This window comes from Bradyrhizobium yuanmingense (assembly GCF_029167105.1).
Taxonomy (GTDB): Bacteria; Pseudomonadota; Alphaproteobacteria; order Rhizobiales; family Xanthobacteraceae; genus Bradyrhizobium; species Bradyrhizobium yuanmingense_A.
In genome coordinates, this window is the sequence record NZ_JARFML010000056.1 from 1 (window position 1) to 12,127 (window position 12,127).

The 12,127-nt window shown below is 66.3% G+C and carries 10 protein-coding genes; 9 read left to right on the top strand and 1 reads right to left on the bottom strand.

The features are described 5' to 3' along the window. From P0R31_RS38095 to P0R31_RS41205, 7 genes are all read left to right on the top strand, one after another. The coding region (locus P0R31_RS38095) for a tetratricopeptide repeat protein (RefSeq protein ID WP_275520237.1) at positions 1-681 on the top strand (681 nt) is incomplete at its 5' end. Between the two features lie 145 nt (positions 682-826). Then, entirely contained in the window at positions 827-1,498 is a 672-nt protein-coding gene (locus P0R31_RS38100; protein ID WP_275520239.1) for an OmpA family protein, read from the top strand. A 158-nt stretch (positions 1,499-1,656) separates the two neighbouring features. Further along, positions 1,657-2,586 carry an efflux RND transporter periplasmic adaptor subunit gene (locus P0R31_RS38105; protein ID WP_275520241.1) on the top strand — a complete coding sequence of 310 codons (930 nt, stop codon included), beginning with the start codon at positions 1,657-1,659 and terminating at the stop codon, positions 2,584-2,586. After that, complete coding sequence (locus P0R31_RS38110; RefSeq protein WP_275520243.1) at positions 2,586-5,729, top strand: efflux RND transporter permease subunit; 3,144 nt, start codon at positions 2,586-2,588, stop codon at positions 5,727-5,729. The genes P0R31_RS38105 and P0R31_RS38110 overlap by 1 nt, the downstream gene beginning before the upstream one ends. A 36-nt stretch (positions 5,730-5,765) precedes the next feature. Further along, positions 5,766-5,942, top strand: coding sequence for a DUF6883 domain-containing protein (locus P0R31_RS41195; RefSeq protein ID WP_430516888.1), 177 nt, complete (start codon positions 5,766-5,768; stop codon positions 5,940-5,942). After that, complete coding sequence (locus tag P0R31_RS41200; protein WP_430516889.1) at positions 5,912-6,103, top strand: DUF6883 domain-containing protein; 192 nt, start codon at positions 5,912-5,914, stop codon at positions 6,101-6,103. Before P0R31_RS41195 ends, P0R31_RS41200 begins: the two co-directional genes overlap by 31 nt. Beyond that, positions 6,103-6,339 (top strand): DUF4926 domain-containing protein, encoded by a 237-nt coding sequence (locus tag P0R31_RS41205; RefSeq protein WP_430516890.1) that lies wholly within the window; start codon positions 6,103-6,105, stop codon positions 6,337-6,339. The genes P0R31_RS41200 and P0R31_RS41205 overlap by 1 nt, the downstream gene beginning before the upstream one ends. 5 nt (positions 6,340-6,344) lie before the next feature. Here P0R31_RS41205 and P0R31_RS38115 read toward each other — a convergent pair whose 3' ends face one another. Next, a complete protein-coding gene (locus P0R31_RS38115; protein WP_036044931.1) occupies positions 6,345-7,019 on the bottom strand; it encodes a Crp/Fnr family transcriptional regulator in 675 nt (224 codons plus the stop codon). A 247-nt stretch (positions 7,020-7,266) separates the two neighbouring features. Between P0R31_RS38115 and P0R31_RS38120 the strand changes: the two genes are divergently transcribed. Continuing rightward, positions 7,267-9,330: an AsmA family protein gene (locus P0R31_RS38120; protein WP_275520245.1), complete on the top strand. Its 2,064-nt coding sequence runs from the start codon at positions 7,267-7,269 to the stop codon at positions 9,328-9,330. Positions 9,331-9,522: 192 nt separating this feature from the next. Next, on the top strand, positions 9,523-11,970 hold the full coding sequence (locus P0R31_RS38125) for an adenylate/guanylate cyclase domain-containing protein (RefSeq protein WP_275520247.1): 2,448 nt from the start codon (positions 9,523-9,525) through the stop codon (positions 11,968-11,970). Positions 11,971-12,127: the final 157 nt, after the last annotated feature.

Below are 12,127 nucleotides of genomic sequence, written 5' to 3' on the forward strand. Positions count from 1 at the left end.
GCTGTGGCTCCCGCTCCGGCGCCTCCGGCTCCAGTTGCGGTGCCGGCACCGGCGCCTGCTCCCACGCCGCGGCCGCAGATCGAGGCCGCCCTGCCCCCGCCGCCACCGCCGGCACCGCCGGTGAAGCCGGCTGATCTCGCTCCCGCGCCGAGCACGGACGGCGGGCCGAGCGCGGCCGCCCTGGCCGACGATCCCACGATCAAGAGCCTGACCGCCAAGATCGCTGCCAATCCTGATGACGTGAACGCGCTGTACCGCCGCGGCCAGGTCTATGCCAGCAAGGGCGCCTACACCCTCGCCATCAAGGATTTCGACGACACCCTCCGGATCAATTCGAAGGACGTCGAGGCTCTCAACAACCGCTGCTGGACCCGCACCGTGGTCGGCGACCTCCAGGCTGCGTTGAAGGATTGCAACGAGGCGCTGCGGTTGCGGCCGAACTTCGTCGATGCACTGGACAGCCGCGGGCTCGTCAATCTGAAATCGGGCGCGGTGAAGAATGCGATCGCCGATTTCGACGCGGCCCTGAAGATCAATCCGCGCCTCACCTCCTCGCTCTACGGACGGGGCCTTGCCAAGCAACGCAACGGCTCGGCCCAGGAGGGGGCGCTCGACATCGCCAATGCCAAGGCGATGGACCCGAACATCGTTCAGGAATTCGCAAGCTACGGAGTGCGCTAGTATTTTTTTGAGTTGGGCCCGTCCCAGGCTCGAACCTTGAATAGCCCTGGGAAGACCAATGGCCGGATGCCGCAACAGGCCTTTTCGGGGGCGTGTTGCTTGAATTTTGAGAGCACGTGAGCTGGCTGCGCAGGAGGGACTGGCAATGAGATCGGCTGCAACTTGGCTTACCGCGATTCTGTCCATCATCACCGTCGGGGCCGCGCTGTCGCTGCCGACCTCGGCCGCGTATGCGGGCAATGACGGCAACAGCAAGAACGTCACCGAGGACGAGATCGTCCGCGCGCTGGCGCCGCCGCCGAAGAAGCCCCTGACCCGCGGCCTCTCGATCGGTCCGCAGACCGAAACCGCACCGAACGCCGCGGAGACCAAGCTGCTGCAGTCGGTGCGCGGCCGCTCGACGCGGTCGCTGTCGTCGATCGAGCGCGAGGAAATCGCCTCCGCCGCGAAGGACAAGCCGAACATCGATCTCGAGATCACGTTCGACTACAACTCCGCCAATATCAGCGCCAAGTCGCTGCCCTCGGTGCAGGCGCTCGGCCGCGCGTTGACCAGCCCCGATCTGAAGGGGTCGACCTTCGTGGTCGCCGGTCACACCGACGCCGCCGGCGGCGAAGCCTACAACCAGGACCTCTCGGAGCGTCGCGCCGATTCGATCAAGCGCTACCTGGTCGAGAAGTACAGCATCTCCGCGACCGATCTCGTCACCGTCGGCTACGGCAAGAGCAAGCTCAAGGACCCGAACCAGCCGCTGGCGGAGGCCAACCGGCGCGTGCAGGTCGTCAACATGGAAAACAAGACCACCGCATCGAAGTGAGCACGACGCATCCATTGCCAGTGACAAGTCGTGATGTCGTGTAAGGTCTCGTTTCCAAAGCGCGTCCCGCAGCCTTGCGGGACGCCGCTTCATGTCAGAAAAGCGCTCCGTTTGGGCCTCGCGCGGATGGCCGTGAGCCAGGTCAGGATGATCCGGCGATGAATTTGACTGAATATCTCAAGCCGGCCGGAACCGTGGTCTTCGTCGTCGCGCTCGGCATCGGCTATTATCTGTTCGAGCATCGCAAGCGTCCCGAGCCGAAGGAGACGCAAAGCGAGGCGCTCGTCATCGTGACGAAGTCGACCAATGCCTGCTTCTCCGATCTGGTGCGGGTGACCGGCTTCTTCGTGCCGCGCCGCGAGGCGGTGGTCGTTGCCGATCAGGAAGGCTCCAGGGTCACCGACCTCCTGGTCACTGAGGGCACAATCGTCACGGACAACCAGGAGCTGGCGCGCCTGACTGCGCCGCCGCAGATTCCGGGCCAGCCGCAGCGGCCCGGCCCGCAAGGCCCGATCTCGCTGAAAGCCCCCGCGCCGGGCCTCGTCACCGAGGTCCGCACCATTGTCGGCGCGCCGGCCTCGCCGCAGGCCGGTCCGATGTTCCGCATCGCCGTCAACAACGAGATCGAGCTCGACGCCCAGGTCCCGGCGGTGCACATGTCCAAGCTCACCTCCGGCTCCACCGTGCGGATCAGCCGCGACGACGCGCCCGATCTGATCGGGCGGGTCCGGCTGGTTGCGCCCGAGATCGACCGCGCCACGCAGCTCGGGCGGGTCCGCATCAGCGTCGCCAACAACCCCTCGCTCAAGGTCGGCGTGTTCGCTCGCGCCTCGATCGACGCCAAGCGAAGCTGCGGCGTCTCGATCCCGAAGACCGCCATCGATCACCTCACGGTGCAGGTCGTCAAGGGCAATGTCGTCGAGACACGCAAGGTGCGGGTCGGATTGTCGTCCGACAGCGCGACGGAAATCCTGGAAGGGCTCGAGGTCGGCGAAATCGTCGTGGCCGACGCCGGCTCTTCGCTCCATGACGGCGACCAGATCAAGACCATGTTCGCCGATGAACTCGATCGCACGCGGGTACGCTGATGGCTCTCAATATCTCGGCATGGTCGATCCGCAATCCGCTCCCGTCGGTCGTCTTCTCGATCATCCTGCTGGTCCTCGGCTGGGTGTCCTTCACCAAGCTCGCGATCACACGGCTGCCCTCGGCCGACATCCCCGTGATCTCGGTGGCGGTATCGCAGTTCGGCGCCGCACCGGCCGAACTGGAATCCCAGGTCACCAAGACGGTTGAAGACGCGGTCTCAGGCGTTGAGGGCGTCAGGCACATCACATCGTCGATCACCGACGGCCTGTCGGTCACCACGATCCAGTTCGCGCTCGAGACCAACACCGATCGCGCGCTCAACGACGTCAAGGACGCGGTGACGCGCGTGCGCTCCAACCTGCCGCAGAACGTCACCGAGCCGCTGATCCAGCGCGTCGACGTCATCGGCCTGCCGATCGTGACCTATGCGGCGATCTCGCCCGGCAAGACGCCGGAGCAGCTCTCCTATTTCGTCGACGACGTGGTCAAGCGCGCGCTGCAGGGCGTGCGCGGCGTCGCCCAGGTCGAACGCATCGGCGGCGTCGAGCGCGAGATCCTCGTCTCGCTGGATCCCGATCGCCTGCAGGCGATGGGCCTGACCGCGGTCAATGTCAGCCAGAGCCTGCGCGGCACCAATGTCGACGTCGCCGGCGGCCGCGCCGAGATCGGCAAGAACGACCAGGCGATCCGCACGCTCGCCGGCGCCAAGACGCTTGGCGATCTCGCCGGCACCATGATCCCGCTGTTCGGCGGCGGCGAGGTCCGGCTCGACGATCTCGGCACCGTCACCGACACCATCGCCGACCGTCGCACCTTCGCCCGCTTCAACGGCGAGCCGGTGGTCGCGCTCGGCATCAAGCGCTCCAAGGGCGCTAGCGACGTGAAGGTCGCCGAAGCCGTGCAGAAGCGTATCGATGCGCTGAAAGCGGCCTATCCCGACGTCGACCTGAAGGTGATCGACACCTCGGTCGAATACACCAACGGCAATTACCACGCGGCGATCTCGACCCTGTTCGAAGGCGCGATCCTCGCCGTCATCATCGTGCTCTTGTTCCTGCGCGACCTGCGCGCCACCATCATCGCCGCGATCTCGCTGCCGCTGTCGATCTTCCCGGCGTTCTGGGCGATGGACCTGCTCGGCTTCTCGCTGAACCTCGTCAGCTTCCTCGCCATCACGCTCTCGACGGGTATTCTCGTAGACGACGCCATCGTCGAGATCGAGAACATCGTCCGGCACATGAACATGGGCAAGTCGCCCTACCGGGCCGCGCTCGAGGCCGCCGACGAGATCGGCCTCGCCGTCATCGCGATCTCGCTGACCATCATCGCCATCTTCGCGCCCGCGAGCTTCATGTCGGGCATTGCCGGACAGTTCTTCAAGCAGTTCGGCATCACCGTCTCGGTGCAGGTGTTCTTCTCGCTGCTCGCCGCGCGCTTCGTCACGCCGGTGCTGGCCGCCTATTTCCTCAAGCACAGTACGCACGAGGAGCCGCCGCCCGGCCCCATCCTGCGCTCCTATCATCGCATCGTTGCCTGGTCGGTGAAGCACTATTTCATCACGGTGCTGATCGGGCTCGGCGTCTTCGCCGCCTCGATCTGGAGCATCACGCTGCTGCCGCAGGGCTTCCTGCCGGCCCAGGACAGCGCGCGATCGCTGCTTGCGCTCGAGCTGCCGCCGGGCACCCAGCTCGCCTACACCGAGAAGGTCACCGAGGACATCGTCGCACGTCTGCGCAAGCGGCCCGAGGTCAAGAGCATCTTCGTCGACGGCGGCCGCGTCCCGCCGGGCACCCAGGAGGTGCGCCGCGCCGCCCTGATCATCAATTACACACCCAAGGACAGCCGCGACATCACCCAGCGCGAGCTCGAATTCTCGATCAGCCAGGAGCTGGAGAACGTTCCCGATATCCGCTTCTGGTTCCTGGACGAGAACGGCCTGCGCGCGATCTCGCTGGTGGTGACCGGCGTCGATCCCAACATCGTCAACAACGTCGCGAGCGAGCTTGCGACGCAGATGAAGCGCATTCCCACCATCGCCAACGTCATCTCCGAAACTTCGCTGGAGCGCCCCGAACTGCGCATCGAGCCGCGCGCCGATCTCGCCGCACGGCTCGGCGTCTCCACCGAAAGCCTGTCGCAGACCATCCGTGTCGCCACCATCGGCGACGTCGGACCGGCACTCGCCAAGTTCGACGTCGGCGACCGCCTGGTGCCGATCCGCGTACAGCTCGAGGACGCCGCCCGCGGCGATCTGAAGACGCTGGAGCAGCTCCGCGTGCCGCTCGGCGAGCGCGGCGAGAAGGGCGGCGTGCCGCTTTCGGTCATCGCCGACGTCAAGCTCGACCAGGGTCCGACCAGCATCGGCCGCTACGATCGCGAACGGCAGGCGACCGTTGCCGCCGATCTCGTCGGCTCCGCCGCGCTCGGCGATGCCACCAAGAAGATCTACGACCTGCCTGTCATGAAGACCCTGCCGAAGGGCGTGAAGGTCTCGCCCTCGGGCGATGCCGAAAGCCTGAACGAATTGTCTGAGGGTTTTGCGACCGCCATCACGGCGGGGCTGATGATGGTCTATGCGGTGCTGGTGCTGCTGTTCGGCACCTTCCTGCAGCCGATCACCATCCTGTTCTCGCTGCCGCTCTCCATCGGCGGCGCGATCGCGGCCCTGCTCGTCACCGGCAAGCAGCTCACCACGCCAGTGTGGATCGGCATCCTGATGCTGATGGGCATCGTCACCAAGAACGCGATCATGCTGGTGGAATTCGCCATCGAGTCCATCAAGGCCGGCACGCCGCGCGAGGACGCCATGATCGACGCCGGCATGAAGCGCGCCCGCCCGATCGTGATGACCACGATCGCGATGGCCGCGGGCATGATGCCGAGCGCCCTGGCCGTCGGCGCTGGCGGCGAGTTCCGCTCGCCGATGGCGCTCGCGGTGATCGGCGGCCTGATCTTCTCGACCCTCCTGTCGCTGGTGTTCGTGCCTGCGATGTTCATGGTGATGGACGATGTCGGCGCCCTGATCTGGCGCTTCGCCAAGCGGCTGATCGTGCACAGCGAGGATGCAGAGACCGACGATCATGGGGCGGCGCCGGCGGCCAGGCCGGCGCCGACGAGCGTCGCGCGGCCCGCGGCGGAGTAGGGTCCGGGCGGCTCACCGGACGAGATCAGGTTGCCCATGACAACGCTCATCCCGAATGGCAAGAAGGCGACCATCGACATTCGGAAGCTCAAAGATTACTGCCTAAATCCCTCACATCCGCGCGGTCGGCATAAGGCAAGAGTGTTCCGTGACTCGCTCGATCTTCAGCGAGGAGATGCAGCTTGCTTCGCGATGCGCTGCTTGAAGCCGTAGTTTCCGGCGATGCGTCGGAGATTGGGAGGGATCGCTGGGGCAACCACTGGCGTCTGGATGTCCTGCTCAGGCGACACCGGAAGCAAGCTGTGGTAAGAACTGCATGGATCATTCGGGCCGGCGACGACCGGCCGACCTTCGTCACCTGTTGGGTGCTATGATGAGCGCAGCGAACAAAAAGGAAGATGGAACACCGCGCGCACTGGACGTTGTCGCATTGCTGGCAGATCTTCCGGAGCACCGGTTGGCGCGGGGAAACGTCGGAACGATTGTCGAAGAACTCGATGAGGAGAACGTACTCGTCGAGTTCAGCGACGACGACGGGCGACCATACGCCGTCGCACCGTGTTTACGATCGGACCTACTGCCTTTGCACTACGTGCCAGAAGCAGCCTAGCCGCCCTACTCGTTCCGCGCGATCGCGGTCAGCTTGGTCATGTTCCGCAGCAGGATCCGGCCGCGCTGGAGATCGAGGATCGCTTCCTTGCGCCAGGCCTGGAGCTGGCGGTTGACGCTTTCGCGGGCGGCGCCGACGAAGACGCCGAGCTGCTCCTGCGAGATGTGGACCTCGGAACCGAAATCAGCGGCGAGCGCGCAGAGCCGCCGCGCCAGCCGCACCGGCAGCGGCTGCAGCATGGACTCTTCCATGCGCTCGCTCTGCCAGCGGATGCGCTGGCACAGCAGCGCGATGATCTTGATCGCGACCTTGGGCTCGCGCTCGAGGAAGCCGAGGAAGTCTTCGCGCCGCAGCACGAACAATTCGCTGGCCTCGCCCGCGGTCGCGTCCGCCGTCCGGTTCTGGCCGTCCAGCACCGCGACCTCGCCGAACAGGTCGCCCGGCCCCATGAAGTTCAGCGTCAGCCGGCTGCCGTCGGCGGCGCCGGTCTCGATGCGGACCTGGCCGCGGCGCACGCCGAACAGCGCATTGCCGGGATCGCCCTTCTGGAACAGCACCTCGCCGCTGGCCAAATGCTGGGTGTGGCAGAGATTGGACAATCGCTGGAGCTCGTCTGCGCCGAGATCGGCGAACATCGGGTTCATCTTCAGGATGACCGCAAATTCGGCCTGCTTGCTCATGTCAATGTCCTTGTGAACGTCCTGGTCATCGTCTTGGTCGTCGTCTTGGCAAATCGCTTGAAACCATCAACTTCAGGATCGCGTAAAACCGCGCTGGAGAAGTGTGTCATAAGTCACATAACTTTGCAGCACCCCCTGACTATTTTTACGCGCTTGGAGCCGCTTCCCGTCCGGGGATAAACTCCTGGCGCAAAGGACGGGTGATCGGCCGGGTTCGGCGCGGATTGTCCGTCGCTGGAAAGTCGACATGAGAGCATTGAAATTCGTCGGCGGGGCTTTGGCCGCCGTCATCGTCGTGATCGCACTTCTGCTCGTGGTCGGAATCCCCTCGGGTTTCCTGACCTCGACCATCGCCTCGCGCCTCGAGAGTGCGACCGGCTATCGGCTGTCGATCGACGGCACCACCAAGATCAGCCTGTGGCCGACGCTGAACGTCACGCTGAACGACCTCACGCTGGCCGACCCCAAGGACCGCAGCGGCATCACGCGCCTGACGATCGATCGCGTGCAGGCCGACATGTCGCTCGCGAGCGTGTGGTCCGGCAGGCCCGAAATCAGCGAGCTCGTCGTCACCCATCCCGTGCTCTACCAGCCGCTGCTCCGCGAACGCCTGCCGAATGCAGCCGCGCCTTCGAAGCCGCTCGCGCTCGACACCAAAGGCGCCACCATCGACCGCATCAAGATCACCGACGGCGAGGTGGCATTCTCGCGCCTGCGCGACCGTGTCGAGGGCCGCATCAGCGCCATCAACGCCGACGCGACCATGGACCGCGACCGCAAGGTCAATATCGCCGGCACCGCGCGCGTCGGCGATCACCCGACCAAGTTCGACATCAAGGCGGCCGCGCCGGCCGAACGGCCGGCGTTTCAGGTGGATTTCGCCGTCGACATGCCCAGCGTGCTGAAGTCCCAGCTCACCGGTCACGCCGAGATGCGGCTGAGCGGCAATGTCGTGATGATCAACGGCGTGAACGGCAGGCTCGGCGACGGCGCCTTCAACGGCTGGGCTTCCGTCGACATCGCGAGCAAGCCGCTGGTCAAGGTCGATCTCGACTTCCAGCGGCTCGCCATGCCGCTGGCGAAATCGCCGGAAAGCGTGTCCGGGCAGCCTTGGAGCAACGCGCCGATCGACGTGGCCGGGCTCAATTACGTCGATGCGCAGGTGCGGATCTCCGCCAACGAGGCCGTGATCGGCGATGCGCGCATCGCGCCGCTGGCGCTCGACGCCAAGCTCGCCGGCGGCGTGCTGAAGGCCGGCACGGCCAATCTCGGCGCCTATGGCGGCCAGGTCTCCGGCGAGGTCATTCTGGACGCGACCACCGGCGCGCCGAGCTTTGCCATGCATTCCGATCTCGTCGGCGTGCGCGCGCTGCCGCTGCTCCAGGGCCTTGCCGAGTTCGACCGCATCGACGGCAAGCTGCAGGCCAAGCTCGCCCTGCGCAGCGCCGGCAACAGCCAGCGCGCGCTGATGGCGAACATGCAGGGCACGGCCTTCGTCAATTTCCAGGACGGCGCCATCCGCGGCATCAATGTCGCGCAGATGATCCGCTCGCTGACGACGAGCACGCTGTCCGGCTGGCAAGGAAGCCAGGACGGAAACCAGGACCCGAGCCAGGAGCAGAGCACGGATCTGTCTCAGCTCTCGGCCTCCTTCCGCATCGACAAGGGTCAGGCGGTGACGACCGACCTCAACCTGATCGGGCCGCTGGTGCGCGTCACCGGCGCCGGCACCATCGCGCTCGACACCAAGATGATGGGCTTTCGCGTCGAGCCCAAGCTCGTGATGACGACCGAAGGCCAGGGCCGCACCTCGGAGCCGGTCGGCTTCGGCATTCCCGTGATGATCCAGGGCTCCTGGTCGCAGCCGCGGATCTATCCCGACATGGCCGGCATGCTGGACAATCCCGACGCCGCCTATGCCAAGCTGCGCGAAATGGGCAAGGGCCTGTTCGGTCCCGACGGCGCCGGGCTCGGCAACATCCTGGGCAGCCTCGGGCTAGGTGGCACCGCCGCGCCGGGGGGCGGCAATGCAACCGGCAGTGCCAATCCGCAAGGCCAGCAGCCGGGGCAGAACAATCTGCTCGGTGGCCCGCTCGGGGAGGCGATCGGCAACCTGATCCAGCAGGGTCTCTCCAGCGGCGCGGGGAGCGGCACTGGCACAGCCACCGGCCGCAGCCGCAGCCTGCCGGCAACGCCCTCCACGCCGGCGCCGCAGGCCTCGCCTGCGGCCCCCGCCCTGGAGGACCCGCCGGCCGCGCAGCAGGACAGTCAGCCAATGAACGACGTGCTGCGGCAGCTCTTCAATCGATAAGCTCCCTCCTTCGAACGGATCGGGCTGCGACCATCGCTGCCGGTCCACCCGCCCAGGAGACCACAGGGGTAACCACACTGGCCGGTCCCCCGGCTGCATGACGGCCCTTACGTCCAAATTGTGGTAGAACGGCTTGGAAGGGCCCGTACGGCCCATAGCGCGCAGCGTCAGTGGCGGCGCGAGAGGATCGGGATGGCAGGAGCGAACGACAAGACACGATCTCTGCGCGGGGGCCTGTTCGCCAAATACGTCTTCTCCCTCGTCGGCCTCGTCGTGTTCGTCCTCGCCGTCAACGGGGCGATGGAGACCTGGATCTCCTACCGCGCGACGCGGACACAGCTGACCGACGGCCTGGAGGACAAGGCGCAGGCAGCCGCCCGGCGCATCGAGCAGGCGATTTCCGAGCTCGACCGCCAGATCAGCTGGGTGACGCGCGCGAGCCAGGACACGCTGGAGAAGCGCCGCGCCGACTATGCCTCTCTGCTGCACCAGGTCTCGGTCGTCAACCAGCTGTTCCAGCTCAACGGCGACGGCCGCGAGGTGCTGCGCGTCTCCAGGCAATCGACCACGACCGGCGGCAATGCCGACCTCTCCCGCGACATGCGCTTCACCGACGCCGTGGCCCGCGGCGTCACCTACGCGCCGGCCTGGTTCGCCGACCGGACGCCGTTGATGTCGATCTCGGTGGCGCATTCCGGCTTCAATGCCGGCGTCACCGTGGCCGAGATCGATCTCGGCTTCCTCTCCGACTTCCTGTCCGACGCGCAAGTCGGCAAGGCCGCCTTTGCCTATGTCGTCGATCCGCGCGGCCGGGTGCTGGCGACGTCATCGAAGGGGCCCGAGGTCGGCAAGGACCTCTCCAAACTGCCGCAGGTGGCGGCGGCGATCGCGCCCGGCCACGAAGCCGAGACGTCCGGGACCGACTTCAACGGCCATGCGGTGATGAGCGCCGCGAGCATCGTGCCGAAGCTCGGCTGGAGCGTGCTGTTCGAGCAACCAACCACGCAGGCCCTGATGCCGATCCGCGACCAGCTGGTGCGCATCGCGCTTCTGATCGGCATGGGCCTGATGGTCGCGATCCTCGCCGGCACGCTGCTCGCCCGCCGCATGATCATCCCGATCACGGCGCTGCGCGACGGCGCCTACAGGCTCGGCGAAGGTGATTTCAGCCACCGCATCGACGTGCACACCTCCGACGAGCTGGAGGACCTCGCCGGGCAGTTCAACCGCATGGCCGACCAGATCCAGGAGACCTATTCGAACCTGGAGAGCAAGGTCGAGGAGCGCACCCGCGATCTCGCGCAATCGATCCACGAGCTCAAGGTGCTGGAGGAGGTCGGCCGCGCGGTGGCCTCATCGCTCGATCTCAACGCCGTGCTTGCGACCATCGCCGCCCGCGCGATCGAGATCACCGGTGCCGACGCGGTGCTGATCTACGGCTTCGACGCCGAGGCGCGCCGCTTCAACCTGGTCGAGGCCAACGGCATCGACAAATCCGCCGAGGGCGCGCATGTCACCATCGCGCAAGGCGGCAACATCCTGAGCGATGCCGCTGATAGCGGCGAGCCGATCGCGCTGGCCGAGCTCGGCGATGCCGCCGAGCAACCGCTGCGCGAGGCCGCGCTCGCGGCCGGCTTCAACTCGGTGCTGGTGGTGCCGCTGATCGACCAGCAGGGCACGCTCGGCTCGCTCGTGGTGCTGCGCCGCGCCGCCGGCGCGTTCGCGCCCAGCATCATCGGCCTGATGCGCACCTTCGCCAACCAGGCCGTGCTGGCGATGCGCAATGCGCAGCTGTTTACCGAGGTCGATCACAAGAGCCACGCGCTGGAGGCGGCGAACACCACCGTGCGCGCCCAGGCCGACAAGCTCCGCGAGCAGACCGAGCAGCTCAAGGACTGGAACAAGTCGCTGGAGGAGCGCGTCAGAACCCAGCTCGGCGAGATCGAGCGCATCCGCAAGCTCGAGCGTTTCCTGGCGCCGCAGGTGGCGCAGCTGATCGCCTCCTCCGACAGCCCCGAGGGGTTGCTGACCAGCCAGCGCCGCGAGGTGACGGTCGTGTTCTGCGACCTGCGCGGCTTCACCGCGTTCACGGAAGCGACCGAGCCGGAAGAGGCGATGAACGTGCTGCGCGAATATCACGCAGCGCTCGGCCAGCTGATCTTCAAGTACGAGGGCACGCTCGACAAATATGCCGGCGACGGCGTGATGATCCTGTTCAACGCCCCGATCCAGTTCGAGGATCACACCAAGCGCGCTGTGAAGATGGCGGTGGAGATGCGCGACACCATTGGCCCCCTGACCGAGCGCTGGCGCAACCGCGGGCATAGCCTCGGCTTCGGCATCGGCGTCGCGCTCGGCTATGCCACGCTCGGCCAGGTCGGCTTCGAGCAGCGGCTGGAATATGCCGCGATTGGCAGCGTCACCAACCTCGCCTCCCGCCTCTGCAGCGAAGCCAAGCCCAACCAGATCGTGGTCAGCCGCCGCGTCTACGGCATGGTCGAGCCCTGGGTCGAGGCCCGCGCCCTCGACGATCTCCAGCTCAAGGGCTTCAATCACCCTGTGCTGGCGATGGAGATCCTGAGCTGGCGCGAAGAGGTGGAGAACGTGGTGGATGCGGCTGCGATGCGGCGGCGGGGGTAGCCAAAGCAAAAGTGCGAAAACAACCCCATGCACAGTAGGCGGGGGCTGTGGGATCAATGACTTACGGCAGGCCTCGCCTGCGTGCCGCGCGATTTGACACGTCGGGCAAAACACCGGCCGATTTGCAGCATCCCAGATGCCCCCCGAACCACATCCC

What these genes read in the sequence shown, in the direction of transcription:
- P0R31_RS38100 (WP_275520239.1), top strand. Translation starts at nt 827, where the DNA reads ATGAGATCGGCTGCAACTTGGCTTACCGCGATTCTGTCCATCATCACC.
- P0R31_RS38105 (WP_275520241.1), top strand. Translation starts at nt 1,657, where the DNA reads ATGAATTTGACTGAATATCTCAAGCCGGCCGGAACCGTGGTCTTCGTC.
- P0R31_RS38110 (WP_275520243.1), top strand. Translation starts at nt 2,586, where the DNA reads ATGGCTCTCAATATCTCGGCATGGTCGATCCGCAATCCGCTCCCGTCG.
- P0R31_RS41195 (WP_430516888.1), top strand. Translation starts at nt 5,766, where the DNA reads ATGACAACGCTCATCCCGAATGGCAAGAAGGCGACCATCGACATTCGG.
- P0R31_RS41205 (WP_430516890.1), top strand. Translation starts at nt 6,103, where the DNA reads ATGAGCGCAGCGAACAAAAAGGAAGATGGAACACCGCGCGCACTGGAC.
- P0R31_RS38115 (WP_036044931.1), bottom strand. Translation starts at nt 7,019, where the DNA reads ATGAGCAAGCAGGCCGAATTTGCGGTCATCCTGAAGATGAACCCGATG.
- P0R31_RS38120 (WP_275520245.1), top strand. Translation starts at nt 7,267, where the DNA reads ATGAGAGCATTGAAATTCGTCGGCGGGGCTTTGGCCGCCGTCATCGTC.
- P0R31_RS38125 (WP_275520247.1), top strand. Translation starts at nt 9,523, where the DNA reads ATGGCAGGAGCGAACGACAAGACACGATCTCTGCGCGGGGGCCTGTTC.